The following is a 19131-nucleotide window of genomic DNA, read 5'->3' as shown; positions in this document are numbered from 1 at the left end:
TCTTTACATTTATTGATGCTAAATGAGCATAAGTAGTCTGAAATCCATTTTTATGATCTACTACTACTCTGTTTCCGTAAGTGCCTTCTTTTCCAGCGGATGTAACAACACCATTATCAGCTGCTTTTATTGCAAAGCCACTAGGTCGAGCAATATCAATTCCGCGATGCTCTCTACCCCAACGTCGGCCCATTTCACTTGAAATGTAGCCCCCTTCAGCTGGCCAAGAAAACTTACCTGAACCACGAGATGGAGTTACTTTTGTCCCTTTAACTACGATACTATTTTTTGATTCTTTAACAATCTTTTCTTTTTGAATAGATTTGTCTACAGGAATCCCGTTTTGTTCTCGAATTATATACGTTATTTCTTTGGCTCCATTACTACCTTTTTGAAGAACTTTAGAATCACCTTTAAACATTTCAGATGAATTTTTCACTTGTTTTTCAAACTTCACTTCTTTTATTTGTTTTCCCTCACGAACAACTTCTACATTCACTAAAGGTTTAACCTCGGTAACTTTTAATTGTTTACCAATTTGTAGAACACTCTCTTCGCTAAAGCCATTGTTTAACTTTGTTAATTCAGCAGAAGTAAGATTATGTTGAGCAGCGATTTTGCTAAATGAATCCCCGGCTTGAACCGAATATGTTTTCTCTTCTAAAGCACCTTGTTGAAGGTAACTAACTGCTTCATTTACGGTCAAAATCTTATCTGGTTTTGCTTGTTTTGTCACACCAGAAACTGATTCTTTTAGCTCAATGTCTAAAATTCTTGTTTCATTATCCTTCAATGGTGGTAAAGAATCTTTAGATTCTTGATGAGCTTCCAATTCGATGAGTTCTTTTTCAGAAATAGATTGAAGTTTTAATTTGCGAATAACTTCATCGTACGATTTTAAGTCTTTGACGTAGACGGCAATCTCGTCATTGACCGACAATGCAAATGCATCTGCAGCTACCGTTACTAGGTCGTCTAGCTTGTCAATTGTTTTCGTATCGTTTGTTTCTTGATCAAAGACTTGCTCTGGAATGATGGACAATTTCGATCCATCCGTGAGTTTCAAATCATCGTATTGGGAGCTTGTCTTTTCAATTTTTTCTTCTACAAGGTCTTTCACAACCTTTTTATCTGAAACCGCTCCTACATATTCACCACTAGCATATATATGAAAAATCTCCTGCAATTGACTGCTTTCATTGTCTTTTGCAAATCCGATATTAAATGTAAGACTTGAAGCAAGCACTACGATTATGGCTGCTTTTTTCATTATATTTGATGTGCGGTTTGGCTTTCGGTCGGATGAAATCTTCTTCCTGTCACCAGTATTCCATTTCAAATTCATGATAAAGCCCCTCTCAAAATCTCATCCGAAAACGAATGGTTCTTTTTGTGTGAAACATTTCACACTTATATAATTTAACACAACCTATTTCTTCAGTCCTCACGATCGCCCACATTGTAAAGAAAATGACTCATTCATTCCATGTATTACATTTAAATGGTATAAATTGCATTAAAAAGATGTCTATATTCTAATAATTCCATTTTATTTCACATAATAAATATCTCTTTTCACCTAGTACTTCAATTTCGACGCTCCTTTATTGTTGTTTTTGTCATATTCTAAGTCCCCTGCCTATGCTATTTAGCTGCAATACGTTAAAATTAGAGTATTAGTTAGAGAAGGGGAAATTCAATGACTGACGAACAAGAACAACGAAATGCTATAAAAAAAATACCTTATGCTCACAGAAAAGCATCTAAAGCTGTCGTAGCAAAACGTATTGTTATGATTATCATAGGTGCTATTTTTATGGCCATGAGTATTGAATTATTCTTAGTACCTAATCAATTATTAGATGGCGGGATTGTGGGAATATCCATTATCTTATCTCATCTATCGGGTCTTGAAATAGGACTCTTTATTTTCCTACTAAACATACCTTTCTTTTTTATAGGATATAAACAAATTGGTAAAACGTTTGCTTTATCTACAGTGTTAGGAATAACTGTCCTCTCAATTTTTACATATTTTTTACATCCTGTTGCTCGTTTCACAGATGATTTACTTTTAGCAACTGTTTTTGGTGGAATCGTACTCGGTATAGGTGTTGGACTTGTCATTCGTTATGGTGGCTCTTTAGATGGCACTGAAATCTTAGCTATTCTTTTTAGTAGCAAGTCGGCTTTTTCTGTAGGCGAAATTATTATGGTCTTCAACGTAATGATTTTCACGATTGCAGGATTTGTATTTACTTGGGAACAAGCGATGTATTCTGCATTGGCTTACTTTATCGCCTATAAAACAATCGATATTGTAATCCAAGGATTAGACGAATCAAAATCGGTGTATATCATCAGTGAACATGTTGATGAAGTCGGTGAAGCCATTATTGACCGACTGGGACGTGGAGTTACTTATTTACACGGTGAAGGTGCGTATACTGGAGATAAGAAGAAAATTATTTTCACTGTAATCACCCGTTTAGAAGAAGCGAAACTAAAAACCATTGTAGAAGATATCGATCTTCAAGCGTTTGTGGCAATTGGGAACATAGCAGAAGTACGTGGTGGACGTTTCAAGAAAAAAAATATTCATTAATGTCTCTGTAAAGAAAAAATGCGCTTTCCCATTATGGGAAGCGCATTTTTTTGTTAGTGGTCGATTCAGTTGTTTGCTGCTAAATGTTTGTAGGAAATATATTCTGAAGTGATCTGAGAAGAATCAAAAATGCAATCTGAACTATGAGCCATAGCACTATTGATGCAATCCCCAAAAACGCAAAAAAGCGAAGAAAGTTTCCTTTCCCCGCTTTTTCGTGGGTTATTAATTTAGCGCCAAACGCTAGTAATAATATTAGTTTGATTTCGATCTGGTCCTACTGAGAAAATTGAAATTGGTACACCGCTTAATTGTGAAATTCGTTCTAAGTAGTGTCTTGCATTTTCTGGAAGTTGGTCAAGTGATTTGCAAGATGTTACATCTTCGCTCCAACCTGGTAATTCTTCGTATACTGGTTCGCAGTCAGCTAACATACGTAAGTTCGCTGGATACTCAGTAATCAGTTCACCCTTATATCTGTAAGCTGTACAAATCTTCACCGTGTCTAATCCAGTCAACACGTCAATCGAGTTAACTGTAAGATCTGTTAATCCACTCACACGACGCGCATGGCGGATAACTACGCTGTCAAACCAACCGATACGTCGTGGACGACCAGTTGTTGTACCATACTCTTTACCAACTTCACGAATTTGATTGCCAACTTCGTCAAATAATTCAGTTGGGAACGGACCATCACCTACGCGAGATGTATATGCTTTACATACACCCACAACGTGGTTAATTTTCGTTGGGCCTACACCCGCTCCAATTGTCACTCCACCTGCTACCGGGTTAGAAGATGTCACAAATGGATAAGTACCTTGGTCAATATCTAGCATAACCCCTTGTGCACCTTCAAATAAAACACGTCGGCCATCATCTAAAGCGTCGTTCAATACTTTAGATGTATCCGTTACATACTTAGCAATTTCTTGACCATAACCGTAGTATTCTTCAAGAATTTCTTCTTTTGTAAAACCTTCTGTTTCATAGAACTTATCAAACAAACGATTTTTCTCTTCTAAATTGCGCTCAAGTTTTTCTTCAAATACTTCTTTATCAAGTAAGTCAGCCATACGAATACCTACACGTGCTGCTTTATCCATGTAAGCTGGTCCAATACCTTTACCTGTAGTACCAATTTTGTTTGCACCACGACGAGTTTCTTCCACTTCGTCTTGCTTCAAGTGGTAAGGTAAAATAACGTGTGCACGATTTGAAATACGTAAGTTTTCAGTCGTTACCCCACGCTCATGTAATCCTTTTAACTCTTTTACTAATGCTTTTGGATCGACAACCATTCCGTTCCCGATCACTGAAATTTTGTCTTTATAAAAAATACCTGAAGGGATTAGGTGGAGCTTGTACGTTTCTCCACCAAAAATAATGGTATGTCCCGCATTATTCCCACCTTGATAACGAGCAATTACTTCAGAATTCTCAGATAGGAAGTCGGTAATTTTCCCTTTACCTTCGTCTCCCCATTGTGTTCCTACTACTACAACCGATGTCATAATCAGCACCTCCGTCAGACGCTTTCACGCGTCCTGAATCAAACAGTCTTAATTGTACCAACGTAAACGCATTGAGTCAACCAAAAACAAGAAAAACACGAACGTAAAAATGAAAAAAGACATTCATCGTTCGTGTTTTTTCCAGAAAGCTAATAGTCAGGTGTTGGTTGTTGATGCTGACTCCAATCAATGTTTACAAACTTATTGAACTCTTTAACAAAAGCAAGGGTTACAGTTCCTGTAGGGCCGTTACGTTGTTTCGCAATTATAATTTCAATCATGTTTTGATTTTCAGTTTCCTTATCGTAGTAATCCTCACGATATAAGAAAGATACAATATCGGCATCTTGCTCAATACTTCCCGATTCACGTAAATCGGACATCATTGGACGCTTGTCCTGACGTTGCTCTACTCCACGAGAAAGCTGAGACAATGCAATAACAGGCACTTGTAACTCACGTGCAAGTGATTTTAATGATCTTGAAATTTCCGATACTTCTTGTTGACGATTTTCTTTACCGTTTGAGCTACCTACAATAAGTTGCAAGTAATCAATCATGATCATACCGAGACCAAATTCTTGTTTTAGTCGACGACACTTTGACCGAATTTCATTTATACGAATACCCGGAGTATCGTCGATGAAAATTCCAGCGTTAGACAAACTACCCATAGCCATTGTTAGTTTGCGCCAATCTTCTGCAGTTAATGCACCCGTACGTAACACTTGTGCATCAATATTTCCTTCCGCACAAAGCATACGCATTACCAGCTGCTCTGCACCCATCTCTAGACTGAAGATGGCTACATTTTCTTCGGTTTTGGTTGCCACATTTTGCGCCACATTCAAGGCAAAAGCGGTTTTACCTACTGACGGTCGGGCTGCAACAATAATTAAATCATTGCGTTGGAAACCGGCAGTAATACGGTCTAAATCACGGAACCCTGTAGGTACACCTGTAATATCACCTTTACGAGCATGAAGAAGTTCAATGTTGTCATACGTTTGCACCAACACATCTTTTATGTGTCTGAAATCACCCGCATTTTTCCGATTGGATACTTCCATCATTTTCTTTTCGGCTTCAGATAATAAGGCTTCTACTTCATCTTCACGTGTAAAGCCATCCTCGACGATATTTGTTGCTACTCGAATTAAACGACGTAACAACGCCTTTTCTTCCACTATGCGTGCGTAATGTGCAATGTTAGCTGCGGTAGGCACTGAATTCGCGATTTCTGTTAAATACGAAAGACCACCAACATCTTCTAGTTCCTTCTTTGACGATAATTCTTCGGTCACTGTCACGACGTCGATTGGTTTTCCTTGATCGCTTAGACGATTCATCGTCTGGAAAATCTTTTGATGCGCTACTCTATAAAAATCTTCATATTGTAATATTTCGGCAGCCGTAATGAGCGCTTGAGGCTCTAAAAAGATAGCCCCAATAACGGACTGTTCAGCTTCTTGGTTGTGAGGGGGAATCCGATCCATCATGGGCTCGCTCATTGCAGTCTCTCCTTATGCTTCTTCTGTTACATGTACTTTCAATATAGCAGTTACTTCTTGATGTAATTTTACTGGAATGTTTGTATAACCTAATCCACGAATGGCATCATCTAATTCCATTTTACGTTTATCGATTTTAATTCCTGTTGATTTGTGAAGTTGTTCAGCTACTTGTTTCGTTGTAATCGAACCAAATAATCGGCCACCTTCGCCAGATTTAGCTTTTAATTCTACCGTTATTTCTTCTAATTTCTCTTTTAACTTTTTCGCATCTTCATGCACTTGTTCAGCCTGTTGATCTTGTTTTCGTTTTTGACCATCTAATGCACTAATTGTTGCTTGGTTCGCTTCTGTTGCTAAGTTGTTTTTCAATAAAAAGTTATGGGCATACCCATCTGCTACATTTTTAATTTCGCCTTTTTTCCCTTTGCCTTTAACATCTTTCAAGAAAATTACTTTCATGTTGATTGGCCTCCTTCGACAATTTCAATGATTGCTAATTTCAGTTGTTCAATTGCTATCTCAATCATGCCATTTTTAATTTGACATGCGGCATTAGTTAAATGACCACCGCCACCGAGTTTTTCCATAATCACTTGAACATTAATCTCACCCATAGAACGTGCGCTAATGCCCACATCTCCATTATCTTTTTTAGCCACTACAAATGAGGCTGATACACCCTTCATAGTCAGCAGAATATCTGCAGTCTGTGCAATAAGCACTTGGCTATAAGGTTTCGTTTCTTCCCCGTGCGCAATTGCTATGCCTTCGCGGAAAAATTCAACGGTTTGGACAATTTTTGAGCGCTCAATATATGTCGCTATGTCTTCTTTCAGCAAACGCTGCACTAACACTGTGTCTGCTCCATTTGTGCGTAAATATGAGGCTGCCTCAAATGTTCTTGCTCCTGTCCGAAGAGTAAAGCTCTTCGTATCGACAATAATTCCAGCAAGCATCGCAGTTGCTTCAAGCATGGATATTTTATCATGTTTAGGCTGATATTCAAGTAACTCTGTAACGAGTTCAGATGTTGATGATGCATAAGGCTCCATATAAACAAGCATTGTATTAGAGATAAACTCTTCACCACGACGGTGATGGTCTATAACCACTACTTTTTCAGCTCGATTTAATAGCTTTTCATCAATAACCATACTTGGTTTATGTGTATCTACGACCACGAGTAATGTGCGATCAGTTAATTTCGATAACGCTTCTTCAGGTGTTATAAAGCGTTCAAACAGCTCTGGCTTATTTTTCACTTCTTGCATTAATCGTGTCACACTCTGGTCAAGTTCATCAAAATTAATGACAACATAGCCATTAATTTGATTCATCTCTGCCATCTTACGTACACCGACAGCGGCACCTATAGCATCCATGTCCGGCAATTGATGCCCCATTACGAATACTTGATCACTATCTTGAATTAAATCACGCAATGCATGTGAAATGACACGTGCCCGAACCCGAGTGCGCTTTTCTGCTGGGTTCGTTTTACCACCATAAAACTTTACTTTTCCACTTGGCTGTTTAATGGCAACTTGGTCACCACCACGTCCTAATACTAAATCCAAACTTGACTGTGCAAGTTGACCAAGCTCAACTAATGATGATGATCCTGCACCAACTCCGATACTAAGCGTCAAGGATAAGTTTAATTTAGAAGTAGTTTCTCTTATTTCATCTAATATCGCAAACTTCGTTTTTTCTAGTTCAAGTAAAATGGATTCATTTAATACAGCAATGAAGCGGTCTGATGAAATTCGTTTAACATAAATTCCATAACCTGCTCCCCAGTTATTGACCAGAGACGTTACCACGCTATTTAACTGACTTCGTGTTTGATCTTCCATCCCTTGTGCTAATTCATCATAATTATCAATAAACAACACGGCAATCACGCTACGATCAGCATAATATAACGTTTCAAGCTCTGTTTGCTCCGTAATGTCAAAGAAATATAAGAGTTTTTCTTCTGGTTTATACAAGATTTTAAATTTCTTTCCTGACAAACTTATAGTTTGCTCTTTATTATCTTCTTGCTTTACAAGTGTGTGAAATTCTTCAGACAATGTAAATAAATTTTCTCCAATAATTGAATCAAATTCGAGCTCTCTTGCCATGTATGGATTTGCCCATTCGATTGTCCAATGCTCATTTACCAATAAAATACCAATTGGCATTTCGAGTAACGCTTCTTCTCCCACTCGTTTCATCCGGTAAGACAAAGTCTCGATATGTTTTTCTGTCTCTTCATATAAACGCTTCTCTAATTGCCAACCTATCAATAAAACTGTGGCAAATAGAACAGCTACAATTATACCTATCCACATATGCCAGAACAGGAGTAAGAGAGCGCTTATCAGGCCGAGCAATGATAGAAAAAATAAAGGAACACGAATTGGTCTTTTTCTAAAAAATGCTGACATTTTTCCAGCTCCTTATTTTCTGTTCTTCTCTTTGACATACAATCGAGCGTTGAATCCCAAATCAATAATTCCGATTATAAATGTAATCGACTGTAAAGGGAACGCTAAAATAGTTGCGACAAAAGCAAGCCATTTTGGCCATCTCTGTTGATGGATGTAGAATTGAATGAACGAAATACCTTGTAAAATAAGTAATACTCGAAGTATCAGGGTTGCATTTGCAAATACCATAAATGCAAAGGTACCTTTCTCCAATTCGACAAATAAAGTGACTACAATCACTACCATGTAATACCATAAAATAGATTTAGGGAATTTCATGTTTCGAAATGCGAGGAACTTCGGTACAACTAATCCCAATCTTTTTAAAACAGGTAATAAAATATTGATAAACACAATAACCAAAAGAAAAACAGAAATGATCAAGATGGATGGAATAACTGTTTCAAACATGAATAATATTTCTGCTACAGTATTATCATAGTTATTCGGCAATGCATTATAACGTTCTAATAACGCACCAATTTGATCATATTGATTTGACGCGATTGTTAATAATTCTTTCACCGGATTAACTCCGAAAAGCAACACAACAACCACATATTGAATGACAATAGTTGCAAGTAATACAATTACTGTCGACAGTAACATAAATAGCTTGCTTTTTTTCATCCGAATTGCATCACCGATAACAAGACCCAGTAGTGCATGAATCATGCTGATTGGGACTGCCAGTAATCCTCCGATAAAAAAAGATATTCCGATACTAACTACAGTAACGAGAATAGATGCTTTGCGATTAAATTTCGCACTATACCAAGCTAGTGGTAATGCGATAAAAAATGAGGTAATAAAACTAACTATAGGCACATATAAAGAAACAGCCAACAAAATAGAGAACAGTGCAATTACCATTGCACCTAAAGTTAGCTGTCTCGTTTGTTCATTCGGCATTCTAAAACCTTCCTAACTTAAAAAACATATATTCATTATAAAATTACCTTGATTCTCTTTAGCTATATAGGAAACACTATTTGTTGGGCATTTATTCTACCCTTTGAAGGGCAACATTACCTTCTTATTGTAACATGTTGTACAAGATGCAACAAAAGTTCAAAATAAGTGAAACTGCAGAAATCAAAAAAAGACCGGTTTCCCGGTCTTTTAAGCGTTCATGTTCAATTCTTATCTTTCTTCAGTTGAGAAAGGAAGTAATGCCATGATGCGTGATAATTTGATTGCTGAAGTTAATTTACGTTGATATTTTGCGCTTGTTCCCGTAACTCGACGTGGAAGAATTTTTCCGCGTTCTGATACGAATTTTTTAAGCAAATCAACATCTTTATAGTCAATGTGCGTAATATTGTTTGAGTTGAAATAACAAACCTTTTTACGTCTTTTGCCTCCGCGACGTGGTGCCATATCGTTTCGCCTCCTTAGTTTTTGGTTGTATTTGAGTGTGTATATAAGATATTCATCATCATGGATTGTCTGGCTTCAAGCGCCAGCTCGCATTTCCGCTTCAAGACCTCATGCGAAAACAAGTTTTCGATTCAGTCTTTCCACCGTCAAAGTCGAGCTTGAGTGGCGCTTTCCGCTTTTCGACTTAGAATGGTAAATCGTCGTCTGAAACTTCGATTGGACCACTGCCACTAGAGAATGGGTCTTCATCTACACGTGTATAGTTTTGCTGATTTGGTGATTGATTCTGTTGATTAGATGAATATTGATTGTTTTGGTTTGAACCGCCGCCATAAGGTTGTCCTTGTTGAGGACGATCTCCACCAGAACTATTACGTGGTTCAAGGAATTGAACACTATCAGCTACAACTTCAGTCGTGTAAACACGCTTTCCATCTGTGCCTTCATAGCTTCCAGTTTGAATACGCCCTTCGACACCTGCTAAACTTCCTTTTTTCAAAAAGTTTGCTGTGTTTTCAGCTGGTTTTCTCCAAACAGTACAGTTAATAAAATCCGCTTCTTTGTCACCTTGCTGGTTAGAGAATGAACGATTTACAGCTAGTGTAAAACGTGCAACTGCAACTCCACTTGGTGTATAACGAAGCTCAGGATCTTTTGTCAGTCTTCCGACTAAAACCACTCGGTTAATCATCAGAATACAACCTCCCTCGTCTGCAAGTTGTTTCGAGTAAACTCGATTTTATATTCTTATTTTTTAACGTGTGCTTTTACAGCTACATAACGAATAATATCTTCGTTAATGTTAGCAAGACGGATGTACTCGTCGATTGCTCTTGAATCAGCGTTTGCTTTCACGATTTGGTAGAAACCTTCGCGGAAGTCATTGATTTCATAAGCTAAGCGGCGTTTGCCCCATTCTTTTGACTCGATGATTTCAGCACCATTCGAAGTCAAGATTTCGTCGAAACGAGCTACTAGAGCTTTTTTCGCGTCATCTTCGATTGTTGGGCGAATAATGTACATTAATTCGTATTTTTTCATCTTTTTTGCACCTCCTTATGGACTTGGGCCTGACTGTAACAGTAGGCAAGGAGCAAGTAACGTTTATTACTCACATCAGTTGATTGTATCACAAACCTACTACACACGCAACCAACTATTTAAATGGTCTTTCTAAGCAGCTTTTTCGCTATACTAATTATATAGGGGTGAAGATTATGCAGAAATGGACCAATCCAACAAAAATCATAGACTTAGACATTCAACAAATTGGTAAGACCGGATTGATTTTGACAATTGGCTTAAGTATTGGTCTCTTACTATTGAATAGTATTGTACACCAAGATTTTTCATTTGACTTCTCCTGGCTCGGCCTGCTCCTCTTCTTGGTTGGATACATTGTCTTAATCGGTTTACATGAAGCTAGCCACTTAGTCGGTTTTGTCCTATTTGCTAAAGTCCCTTGGCGCTCACTGGATTTCGGGATTAACATGCAATTAGGAGTTGCTTACGCGACAACAAACGAAGCAGTTCAGAACAAAGCAATGAGAAAAGTGTTGATCCTTCCGTTTTGGACAACAGGAGTTCTACCTGCAGTTATTGCGATTTCGATAAATAGTCCGCTTCTTGTTTTATTATCAGCTTGGTTAATCGCTGGTGCTGTCGGAGATTTTTCAATGATAAAAGAGCTTCGAACAGTAAATGATGATGCATGGATTAAAGATGATCCAGAATTACCTAAACTATATATTTTCGAACATAAGTAAAGCTTCCCGTTTTCAAGGGAGCAGCTTTACTTATTTAGATTGACGATAGTTCGTCCAATCACCGGAAGGAATTTCATACAGTTTCATCGATTCGTCGCAAACTGTATAAACTACGGCTTCTACTAAACCGTCCAATGTTTGAACTTTTACGAATTCTCTTGAATACAAATCCGTTGTAGGATTGCCCGTATACCCCTCTAAATCATCAAGGTTTAACCACATATGGTCTGGAATCTCGTAAATGTCACCGACGATAGTGGAACCCATCGAAAGTTCAATGGCGGGATACCCCTTCCCCGTGTCATACATTTTCGCTTGAAGCATTCCACCTGTATATAAAAGTGTTGCACCGTCCATCACATGATGATTGGACTCTCCACGTAATAACGTACCATATACAAATAAATTCATGTCTAATCCCCCTTTACTTGGTATTCAAAAAAAAGGTTAGCCGAATTTCGACTAACCCTTTTGTATTATACGTTAAAGCGGAACAACATAACGTCTCCGTCTTGTACGATATATTCTTTACCTTCTAATCTCACTCTACCTGCTTCTTTTGCTAAAGCCATTGAACCGTTAGCCACTAAGTCATCATAAGATACTGTCTCTGCGCGAATAAATCCACGTTCAAAGTCAGTATGGATAACACCGGCACATTGAGGAGCCTTCATACCTTTACGGAAAGTCCAAGCACGAACTTCTTGTACACCTGCTGTAAAGTAAGTTGCAAGTCCCAATAATTGATATGCAGCTTTTACTAGTTGATCTAATCCAGCTTCTTTAATGCCTAATTCTTCAATAAACATCGCTTTTTCTTCATCATCAAGTTCAGCCATTTCTTCTTCAATCTTCGCACAAATGACAATCACTTGTGAATTTTCCGCGTTAGCGAATTCACGAACTTTTTGAACGTACTCATTTTCTTCAGCATTTGCAATTTCGTCTTCTGCAACGTTCGTTACATACAACATAGGTTTGATTGTCAATAAATGAAGACCTTTAACTACGCGTAATTCTTCTTCTGTAAATTCAACAGAACGTGCTGGTTTTTCTTCTTCAAAAGCATCACGAAGTTTGATCAAAACCGGTTCTTCAACCATTGCATCTTTGTCTTTTTGTTTCGCCATTTTGCCTACACGTTGCAAACGTTTTTCAACGCTTTCCAAGTCAGCCAAAATCAACTCAAGATTGATTACTTCAATATCCGAAATTGGATCTACTTTTCCAGCAACATGCGTTACATTTTCATCAACAAAACAACGCACAACTTGGCAAATTGCATCCACTTCACGAATATGTGCTAAGAATTTATTTCCAAGCCCTTCTCCTTTGCTAGCGCCTTTAACAATCCCAGCAATGTCAGTAAACTCAAATGCTGTTGGAACAGTTTTCTTTGGAACAACAAGTTCCGTTAATTTATTAAGACGCTCATCCGGTACTTCTACAATTCCGACGTTCGGATCAATTGTACAGAATGGGTAGTTTGCAGCTTCAGCACCTGCTTTTGTAATTGCATTAAATAAAGTTGATTTACCAACATTCGGTAATCCTACAATTCCTGCTGTTAATGCCATGGTTTCCCAACCTTTCATAATTACTAGCTTATCTCTATATAAACACTAGTTTTTCACTTTTATTATAATCTCACATCAAACGCTGAATCGAGCTCGTGTGAAGTTCTCCTATATTCATGTAACTTATATATTATAGATTTTTGTAAGGTTATTGTCTATTCTTCTGAAGAGAGTTCTGTTTTCTTCACTATCTTTTTCATTTTCTTCTCAAATTCTCTCCGTGGAATCATCACGCTATGTTGACACCCTTCACACTTTATCCGTACATCGGCACCCATTCGGATGACCTTCCACTCGTTTGTCCCACAAGGGTGTTGTTTTTTCATTTCAACTATGTCGCCAAGTTCATAGGTTTTTACGTCCATTAGGTTTTCCCCTTATCATCATTCTTAACAGGATCACCTATTCCTGCGTCCACTGATCCTGTCTTCTTCTGATACATCACCATTTTCGGATATGGAATTTCAATACCATGCTCATCCATAAAGATTTTTAAATCACGACGAATGATACGTGCAATTGCAAAGTGTTGCATAGGCATTGTTTCAGCAGTAATGCGCATAACTACTTCCGAAGCTGCCAAGTTTTGAACACCAAGTAACACAGGTAGTTTCACCAACTGTTCATATTTATCTGGAAGTTCCATTAAAAACTCACGAATAAGTTCTTCTGCCCTTGGAATGTCCGTTTCATACGCTACGCTAACATCTACAATGGCGATGGAATTGTTTAAGGAAAAGTTTACGACTTCAACAATCGTTCCGTTCGGAAATATATGAATTTCACCATTTAATCCACTAAGTTTTGTCGTTCGCAACCCTATTTCTTCAACAGTTCCTTCAGCTGCACCGATTCGTACATAATCGCCTACTGAAAATTGATCCTCAAAAATAATAAAGAACCCTGTAATTACATCACGGACTAAGTTTTGTGCCCCAAAACCAATAGCTAAACCAAGTACTCCAGCACCTGCGAGTAACCCGGTTACATCAATAGTTAAAGCTGATAAAACGGCTAGAATAGCAGCGAAATATACAATATAGGCAAGACCGTTTTGAAGTAATTTAAGCAATGTATTTTGTCTGCGTTCGGAATAACGTAAAGGCGCTTTCATCCTTACTTCAAACAATTTTTGAATCACGATTTTACCTATTTTTACCACAATTCCAGCAAGAAGTATAATAAAGAAAACTTTTAAAATGATGATACCTGAATCAATCCATAATTCTTCGTCTAGCAATAATTTTTTTATCTTATTTATGGTTGTTTCAATGTTCATTTCGATGTTCAATTTGTCTACCACCTTTTTGAATAAAGCCTATTTCTAATACGTATACTATGAAAAAAAAGAGAGTGAGCTTACCCTATGTTTGCATTTTCGTCTCATCTACAACCAGAAGAATTTTTCTATCAAGATTCCGGCGTCGCTTGGCGTCTAAGCTCGCTTTTTCTTCAGATTATTCCTTTCGAAAAATCCAATCTTACTTTTTGTTGTATAGGAACCGATCGATCCACTGGCGACGCACTTGGCCCTTTAGTGGGTACTTGGCTTAGCGAGTATCCTTCTTTTCCATATGAAGTTATCGGTACATTACAGCAACCTCTTCACGCTTTGAATTTACAACAAAATATAGAATCATTTCAAGCAAGAACAGTCAAACCATATGTAATAGCAATAGATGCTTGCTTAGGAAAAGTTGATAAAATTGGCCATATCGTTATTGAAAAAGGCCCGCTTTTCCCAGGAAAAGCAGTAAAAAAAACTTTACCATCTATCGGGGATCTTTCAATCAAAGGAATTGTAAATATCGGCGGCTTTCAAGAGTATACCGTCTTACAAAACACTCGACTTCAATTACCATATGACATGGGTAAAATTCTATCACGCGGGATTTTACTTGCTTGGCAACGGTACCAAATGAAATTGATAAGAAATAGCAACGACGACAGCCACCACCAAAATGCCTGGCAATAAGTTTGCTACTCTTATTTTAGTCAATCCAATCATATTTAAACCTATCGCCACAATCATGATTCCACCAGTTGCGGTCATTTCCCGAATGAACAATGCAAGAGCTTCTTCTGGAATAATGCGGCTAATTTGAGTGGCAAAAAGTGCGATAGTCCCTTGATATAAAATTACAGGAATTGCAGATAAAAGAACCCCAATGCCCAATGTAGTAGCTAAAATAATTGATGTAAAGCCATCGATTAACCCTTTTACAATCAATAAATCATGGTCATTTCGCAACCCACTATCGAGTGATCCTAAAATAGCCATTGAACCAATAACGAAAATCAGCGTTGCAGAAACAAATCCTTGTGCAATACTAATGTTTTCACCTTTTTTGTTCTTACCTACTTTTGCTTCAAGCCATTGACCTAATCGATTAAGTTGAAGGTCCAAATCAATCCATTCACCTATGACCGCACCCAAAACTAAACTGATAATAACAATTAAAAATTGACCGCTTTCAAACCCCATTTGAAGCCCTATTACAGTAACTGCAAGACCTATGGCGTACATTACTGTTTGCTTCATGTTTTCTGGAATGTTTTTTAACAATCTACCAATAATGGTTCCAACAATTATGAGTAGAGCATTAATTAAGGTTCCTAATAACACCATCTTTTTTCCTCATCTCACCATAGAAAGTCTTTTCTTGTTGTCATTTCCTTTTTTTCCTAATTCAATGAAATTTAATGCTAGATTATCATTCAAAAATAGAACCTATTCCCTTAAAGAATACTCTTCATGGGAATAGGCAATTTAATCTTCTAATAATTCTAAGATTCGTTCTAAATCATCTTCAGAGAAAAATTCAATTTCGATTTTTCCTTTATTTTTAGTTTTTTTAATTGAAACAGTTGTCCCGAAAATTTCACGTAATTGAGATTCTTTTTCTTCAATGAAAATATCTTTATTTATCGTTTTAGTTGTTTCACGTGAAACATTTTCATTCATCCGTTGGACAAGTGCTTCAAGCTGTCTTACATTCAAGTTCTCTTTCATAACTTTATCTGAAATAGCAGGAATCATTTTTTTTTGTTTTAATCCAAGTAATGCACGTCCATGTCCCATTGAGATTTTATTCGAGGAAATCTTCTCTCTAACCACTTCTGGTAAAGATAATAATCGAATATGATTAGCGATGTGAGGTCGACTCTTTCCTAATCTGAATGCCAATTGTTCCTGAGTAAGACTTAGATTTTCCATCAAGTTTTGGTATGCATCCGCTTCTTCAATCGGTGTTAAGTCTTCGCGTTGCAAGTTTTCAAGTATAGCAATTTCCATCATTTGTTGATCGGTAAACCCTCGAATCACAGCAGGAATTTCAGTTAAACCAGCATCTTTAGAAGCTCTAAAACGTCTTTCCCCTACTACAATTTCAAATGATTTTCCTTTTTTTCTTAAAATAATTGGTTGAAGCACACCGTGTTCTTTAATTGATTCAGATAGTTCCGCTAGTGCTGCTTCATCAAAAATTTTACGAGGCTGGAACGGATTTACCTTGATTAGATTTACAGAAATTTTTTCAACTGTTTCCATTTGATTAATTGATTCTCCAGGGAAAATCGCATTAATACCTTTACCTAAACCTTTACCTAAACCTTTAGACATTACGAATCACTTCCTTAGCCAACTCTAGATATACTTCTGCACCACGGGATTTTGGATCATAAATAATAATTGGTTCTCCGTGACTCGGAGCCTCGCTTAGTCGGACATTTCGAGGAATAATTGTTTTATACACTTTATCTTGGAAGTACTTTTTCACTTCTTCAATTACTTGAATGCCCAAGTTTGTTCGAGCATCAAACATGGTTAATAACACACCATCAATTGTGAGTTGGTTATTTAAGTGTTTTTGTACTAAACGAATAGTGCTTAATAATTGGCTTAATCCTTCCAACGCATAATATTCGCATTGAACTGGTATTAATATTGCATCTGAAGCTGTTAATGCATTAATAGTTAACAGTCCTAGAGAAGGCGGACAGTCAATAATGATATAATCATATTCTTCTTTTACTTCTTGAAGTGCCCTTTTTAACCGAACTTCTCGAGATATCGTTGTAACAAGCTCGATCTCAGCTCCCGCTAAAGAAATAGTCGCTGGTACTACATATAAATTTTCGACTTTAGTTTCTAAAATCACATTCCTAATATCTATATCATCGATTAATACATCATAAATACATTGGTGTACATCACCCTTGTTGACGCCAACACCACTTGTTGCATTCCCTTGTGGATCTGTATCCATAAGCAAGACTTTTTTCCCTAAGTAAGCAAGACATGCACTTAAACTTACAGATGTTGTCGTTTTACCTACGCCGCCTTTTTGATTGGCGATCGCAATAATTCTCCCCACGCTTGCACCTGCTCTCTTCTACACATTTCTAGCTTCAAACGTTAGCTTCACACCCTCTTCAGTTTTCCACTCGAAAAATCACGAAAAAAGAATTAGACTGTTCTGACTAATTATTTGAGAATTTTACAATTTCTCTTATCATTTCATTCTAACAAAATTTTCATTAAAAAAGGATTATATTATTATTACAAATGAAAAAACTCTTGCTAATTACATAGCAAGAGTTCACAACTTCGCAATATCATTATTTCTTTTTAGGTATTCTCACAGTAATCTGATAGAAATCTTCATGTTCTTCCTCTTCGGTTTCCATTTTAATGCCTGTTTTGGCTACCATTGCAAATGACTGTCTAAGTGTATTCAATGCAATTCTTACATCTCGACTAATCGTTTTTCTCTTTGGTTTTTCTTTCTTTCCTTCTACTACTGGTGGATTCAACCATTCATCCACTTTCTTTTCAAGCTGCTTTACATTGTATTGTTGAGCAATAATTTCATGGAATAATTCAATTTGCTTATCTTCTTCTTTAACAGGCATTAATGCACGAGCATGACGTTCAGATATCTCACGTCTTAGAATACCATCTTGGATTATTTGTGGTAGTTTAAGCAATCGTAATTTATTAGCAACTGTGGATTGACCTTTTCCTAAACGTTGTGCTAAAGCTTCTTGAGTTAATTCATGTAGTTCTAACAACTTTTGATATGCTAGTGCTTCCTCAATTGCCGTTAACTCTTCACGTTGAAGATTTTCAATCAATGCTATTGATGCTGTTTCTTTATCACTTAAATTTCGTACAATTGCAGGAACTAACTCCCACTCCAGTTTCGTCATTGCTCGGAATCGACGTTCTCCAGCAATAATTTCATATCGATCTTCGTCATCCATTTTACGTACAACGATAGGTTGAATTACTCCATGAGTGTGAATTGTACGAGCTAATTCTTCAATTTTAGACTCATCAAAAACTGTCCGAGGTTGAAAACGATTCGGGACAATTAGATTTAAAGGGATTTTTAAAACTTCTTCATATTGTTCGGCTGTTTGCTTTGTAGCAGCCATTTCTTTTTCGCCACTTCCAAAAAAACGTGAAAAAGGACTTTTCATCCCCGAGGCACCACCTTTAAGAAACTCACTACTTGTACTTATTCGCGACAAATCTCGCCAATCCTTTATTAATGTTCCACGTGAAACACAAAATTACAATGGAGACTTATTAGGAACTCCAGGTTTTCTTGGATATTTCTTAGGAGTGCTTTTCACTTTATTAAAAACAAACAATGAACGCTCACTATTTTCAACAGGCAAAGTGAAAGAATATTCTTGAATTTTTTCCGCACCCAAAATGGATAATGCTTTTTTTGCGTCACTTAATTCGTCTTGTGCAGCTGCAGCTTTCATCGCCACAAACTGTCCTCCAACTTTTGCTAATGGAATGCAAAGTTCAGATAATACAGATAATCTTGCTACTGCTCGTGCAGTGACCATATCATACTGTTCTCTGTATTTTGGATTTTGTCCAAATTCTTCTGCTCTAGAATGTACAAAATGAACATTAGTTAGCTTTAGTTGTTCACTCAAATGAGTGAGAAACTGTATACGTTTATTTAATGAATCCACAATTGTCACTTGCAATTGTGGGAAACAAATTTTCAAAGGAATACTTGGGAACCCCGCTCCGRCTCCTACATCACAAATTGATTGACCTTTTGAAAAATCCACATAAAAAGCCATGCTGATTGAGTCATAAAAATGTTTTAAGTAAACGGATGGTTGATCTGTAATTGCAGTTAAGTTCATTTTTTCATTCCACTCAACAAGCAACTCGTAATATCTATTAAATTGTTGAAGTTGTTCRGGATTTAAATCAATCCCTTTTTCTTTTAGTGCTTCAACAAATTGTTGTTGGTTCATATGAGAC

Annotated in this window: 21 protein-coding genes; 3 read left to right on the top strand and 18 right to left on the bottom strand. The window is 37.1% G+C overall.

Annotated features, from left to right (window positions below; translation table 11 throughout):
* The coding region (locus AC1DOS_RS04605) for a peptidoglycan DD-metalloendopeptidase family protein (protein ID WP_477536543.1) at nucleotides 1-1345 on the bottom strand (1345 nt) is incomplete at its 3' end.
* 354 nt (nucleotides 1346-1699) lie between these two features.
* Between AC1DOS_RS04605 and AC1DOS_RS04600 the strand changes: the two genes are divergently transcribed.
* Nucleotides 1700-2605: a YitT family protein gene (locus tag AC1DOS_RS04600; protein ID WP_108586881.1), complete on the top strand. Its 906-nt coding sequence runs from the start codon at nucleotides 1700-1702 to the stop codon at nucleotides 2603-2605.
* Nucleotides 2606-2835: 230 nt separating this feature from the next.
* Here AC1DOS_RS04600 and AC1DOS_RS04595 read toward each other — a convergent pair whose 3' ends face one another.
* The 8 genes from AC1DOS_RS04595 to rpsF form a co-directional block, all read right to left on the bottom strand.
* Nucleotides 2836-4122: an adenylosuccinate synthase gene (locus AC1DOS_RS04595; protein ID WP_108586882.1), complete on the bottom strand. Its 1287-nt coding sequence runs from the start codon at nucleotides 4120-4122 to the stop codon at nucleotides 2836-2838.
* 149 nt (nucleotides 4123-4271) lie between these two features.
* On the bottom strand, nucleotides 4272-5633 hold the full coding sequence (gene dnaB, locus AC1DOS_RS04590; protein ID WP_108586883.1) for a replicative DNA helicase: 1362 nt from the start codon (nucleotides 5631-5633) through the stop codon (nucleotides 4272-4274).
* 12 nt (nucleotides 5634-5645) lie between these two features.
* Nucleotides 5646-6095, bottom strand: coding sequence for a 50S ribosomal protein L9 (gene rplI, locus AC1DOS_RS04585; protein ID WP_108586884.1), 450 nt, complete (start codon nucleotides 6093-6095; stop codon nucleotides 5646-5648).
* Nucleotides 6092-8068 carry a DHH family phosphoesterase gene (locus AC1DOS_RS04580; RefSeq protein ID WP_477536542.1) on the bottom strand — a complete coding sequence of 659 codons (1977 nt, stop codon included), beginning with the start codon at nucleotides 8066-8068 and terminating at the stop codon, nucleotides 6092-6094. Before AC1DOS_RS04580 ends, rplI begins: the two co-directional genes overlap by 4 nt.
* Nucleotides 8069-8080: 12 nt before the next feature.
* Nucleotides 8081-9022: a YybS family protein gene (locus AC1DOS_RS04575; RefSeq protein WP_477536541.1), complete on the bottom strand. Its 942-nt coding sequence runs from the start codon at nucleotides 9020-9022 to the stop codon at nucleotides 8081-8083.
* Between the two features lie 231 nt (nucleotides 9023-9253).
* A complete protein-coding gene (gene rpsR / locus AC1DOS_RS04570; RefSeq protein WP_017378776.1) occupies nucleotides 9254-9490 on the bottom strand; it encodes a 30S ribosomal protein S18 in 237 nt (78 codons plus the stop codon).
* 184 nt (nucleotides 9491-9674) lie between these two features.
* Nucleotides 9675-10181, bottom strand: coding sequence for a single-stranded DNA-binding protein (gene ssb / locus AC1DOS_RS04565; RefSeq protein ID WP_477536540.1), 507 nt, complete (start codon nucleotides 10179-10181; stop codon nucleotides 9675-9677).
* Between the two features lie 56 nt (nucleotides 10182-10237).
* Entirely contained in the window at nucleotides 10238-10531 is a 294-nt protein-coding gene (gene rpsF / locus AC1DOS_RS04560; RefSeq protein WP_477536539.1) for a 30S ribosomal protein S6, read from the bottom strand.
* 176 nt (nucleotides 10532-10707) lie between these two features.
* On the opposite strand from rpsF, the gene AC1DOS_RS04555 reads away from it, so the two are divergent.
* Complete coding sequence (locus AC1DOS_RS04555; protein WP_477536538.1) at nucleotides 10708-11256, top strand: metalloprotease family protein; 549 nt, start codon at nucleotides 10708-10710, stop codon at nucleotides 11254-11256.
* A gap of 30 nt (nucleotides 11257-11286) precedes the next feature.
* On the opposite strand, the gene AC1DOS_RS04550 is transcribed toward AC1DOS_RS04555, so the two are convergent.
* The 4 genes from AC1DOS_RS04550 to AC1DOS_RS04535 all read right to left on the bottom strand — a co-directional run bounded on the left by AC1DOS_RS04550 (nucleotide 11287) and on the right by AC1DOS_RS04535 (nucleotide 14112).
* On the bottom strand, nucleotides 11287-11667 hold the full coding sequence (locus AC1DOS_RS04550; protein ID WP_108586889.1) for a gamma-glutamylcyclotransferase family protein: 381 nt from the start codon (nucleotides 11665-11667) through the stop codon (nucleotides 11287-11289).
* A 65-nt stretch (nucleotides 11668-11732) separates the two neighbouring features.
* On the bottom strand, nucleotides 11733-12833 hold the full coding sequence (gene ychF, locus AC1DOS_RS04545) for a redox-regulated ATPase YchF (RefSeq protein WP_108586890.1): 1101 nt from the start codon (nucleotides 12831-12833) through the stop codon (nucleotides 11733-11735).
* 155 nt (nucleotides 12834-12988) lie between these two features.
* The gene (locus AC1DOS_RS04540; RefSeq protein WP_108586891.1) at nucleotides 12989-13198 is read right to left on the bottom strand and encodes a DUF951 domain-containing protein; all 210 of its coding nucleotides are present in this window, start codon (nucleotides 13196-13198) and stop codon (nucleotides 12989-12991) included.
* Complete coding sequence (locus AC1DOS_RS04535) at nucleotides 13198-14112, bottom strand: mechanosensitive ion channel family protein (protein ID WP_477536545.1); 915 nt, start codon at nucleotides 14110-14112, stop codon at nucleotides 13198-13200. The genes AC1DOS_RS04540 and AC1DOS_RS04535 overlap by 1 nt, the downstream gene beginning before the upstream one ends.
* 87 nt (nucleotides 14113-14199) lie before the next feature.
* Between AC1DOS_RS04535 and yyaC the strand changes: the two genes are divergently transcribed.
* Nucleotides 14200-14808 carry a spore protease YyaC gene (gene yyaC / locus AC1DOS_RS04530; protein ID WP_108586892.1) on the top strand — a complete coding sequence of 203 codons (609 nt, stop codon included), beginning with the start codon at nucleotides 14200-14202 and terminating at the stop codon, nucleotides 14806-14808.
* Here yyaC and AC1DOS_RS04525 read toward each other — a convergent pair.
* The 5 genes from AC1DOS_RS04525 to rsmG form a co-directional block, all read right to left on the bottom strand.
* The gene (locus AC1DOS_RS04525) at nucleotides 14728-15462 is read right to left on the bottom strand and encodes a DUF554 domain-containing protein (RefSeq protein WP_108586893.1); all 735 of its coding nucleotides are present in this window, start codon (nucleotides 15460-15462) and stop codon (nucleotides 14728-14730) included. The two genes, yyaC and AC1DOS_RS04525, sit on opposite strands and share 81 nt — an antisense overlap.
* Before the next feature lie 141 nt (nucleotides 15463-15603).
* Complete coding sequence (locus AC1DOS_RS04520) at nucleotides 15604-16455, bottom strand: ParB/RepB/Spo0J family partition protein (RefSeq protein WP_477536537.1); 852 nt, start codon at nucleotides 16453-16455, stop codon at nucleotides 15604-15606.
* On the bottom strand, nucleotides 16448-17209 hold the full coding sequence (locus tag AC1DOS_RS04515; RefSeq protein ID WP_108586895.1) for a ParA family protein: 762 nt from the start codon (nucleotides 17207-17209) through the stop codon (nucleotides 16448-16450). The genes AC1DOS_RS04520 and AC1DOS_RS04515 overlap by 8 nt, the downstream gene beginning before the upstream one ends.
* A gap of 244 nt (nucleotides 17210-17453) precedes the next feature.
* Nucleotides 17454-18317, bottom strand: a complete 864-nt coding sequence (gene noc / locus AC1DOS_RS04510) for a nucleoid occlusion protein (protein ID WP_108586896.1) — start codon at nucleotides 18315-18317, stop codon at nucleotides 17454-17456.
* Between the two features lie 93 nt (nucleotides 18318-18410).
* Nucleotides 18411-19124 carry a 16S rRNA (guanine(527)-N(7))-methyltransferase RsmG gene (rsmG, locus tag AC1DOS_RS04505; protein ID WP_477536536.1) on the bottom strand — a complete coding sequence of 238 codons (714 nt, stop codon included), beginning with the start codon at nucleotides 19122-19124 and terminating at the stop codon, nucleotides 18411-18413.
* Nucleotides 19125-19131: the final 7 nt, after the last annotated feature.

It is taken from the genome of Paenisporosarcina sp. P5_A11 (genome assembly GCF_056400705.1).
Note: the sequence above shows the minus strand (reverse complement) of the source record. Positions and strands in the feature narration are given on the sequence as shown.

Bases quoted from the DNA above. Each gene is read 5' to 3' on its own strand.
- AC1DOS_RS04600 (WP_108586881.1), top strand. From the start codon at position 1,700: ATGACTGACGAACAAGAACAACGAAATGCTATAAAAAAAATACCTTAT.
- AC1DOS_RS04595 (WP_108586882.1), bottom strand. From the start codon at position 4,122: ATGACATCGGTTGTAGTAGTAGGAACACAATGGGGAGACGAAGGTAAA.
- dnaB (WP_108586883.1), bottom strand. From the start codon at position 5,633: ATGAGCGAGCCCATGATGGATCGGATTCCCCCTCACAACCAAGAAGCT.
- rplI (WP_108586884.1), bottom strand. From the start codon at position 6,095: ATGAAAGTAATTTTCTTGAAAGATGTTAAAGGCAAAGGGAAAAAAGGC.
- AC1DOS_RS04580 (WP_477536542.1), bottom strand. From the start codon at position 8,068: ATGTCAGCATTTTTTAGAAAAAGACCAATTCGTGTTCCTTTATTTTTT.
- AC1DOS_RS04575 (WP_477536541.1), bottom strand. From the start codon at position 9,022: ATGCCGAATGAACAAACGAGACAGCTAACTTTAGGTGCAATGGTAATT.
- rpsR (WP_017378776.1), bottom strand. From the start codon at position 9,490: ATGGCACCACGTCGCGGAGGCAAAAGACGTAAAAAGGTTTGTTATTTC.
- ssb (WP_477536540.1), bottom strand. From the start codon at position 10,181: ATGATTAACCGAGTGGTTTTAGTCGGAAGACTGACAAAAGATCCTGAG.
- rpsF (WP_477536539.1), bottom strand. From the start codon at position 10,531: ATGAAAAAATACGAATTAATGTACATTATTCGCCCAACAATCGAAGAT.
- AC1DOS_RS04555 (WP_477536538.1), top strand. From the start codon at position 10,708: ATGCAGAAATGGACCAATCCAACAAAAATCATAGACTTAGACATTCAA.
- AC1DOS_RS04550 (WP_108586889.1), bottom strand. From the start codon at position 11,667: ATGAATTTATTTGTATATGGTACGTTATTACGTGGAGAGTCCAATCAT.
- ychF (WP_108586890.1), bottom strand. From the start codon at position 12,833: ATGGCATTAACAGCAGGAATTGTAGGATTACCGAATGTTGGTAAATCA.
- AC1DOS_RS04540 (WP_108586891.1), bottom strand. From the start codon at position 13,198: ATGGACGTAAAAACCTATGAACTTGGCGACATAGTTGAAATGAAAAAA.
- AC1DOS_RS04535 (WP_477536545.1), bottom strand. From the start codon at position 14,112: ATGAACATTGAAACAACCATAAATAAGATAAAAAAATTATTGCTAGAC.
- yyaC (WP_108586892.1), top strand. From the start codon at position 14,200: ATGTTTGCATTTTCGTCTCATCTACAACCAGAAGAATTTTTCTATCAA.
- AC1DOS_RS04525 (WP_108586893.1), bottom strand. From the start codon at position 15,462: ATGGTGTTATTAGGAACCTTAATTAATGCTCTACTCATAATTGTTGGA.
- AC1DOS_RS04520 (WP_477536537.1), bottom strand. From the start codon at position 16,455: ATGTCTAAAGGTTTAGGTAAAGGTTTAGGTAAAGGTATTAATGCGATT.
- noc (WP_108586896.1), bottom strand. From the start codon at position 18,317: ATGAAAAGTCCTTTTTCACGTTTTTTTGGAAGTGGCGAAAAAGAAATG.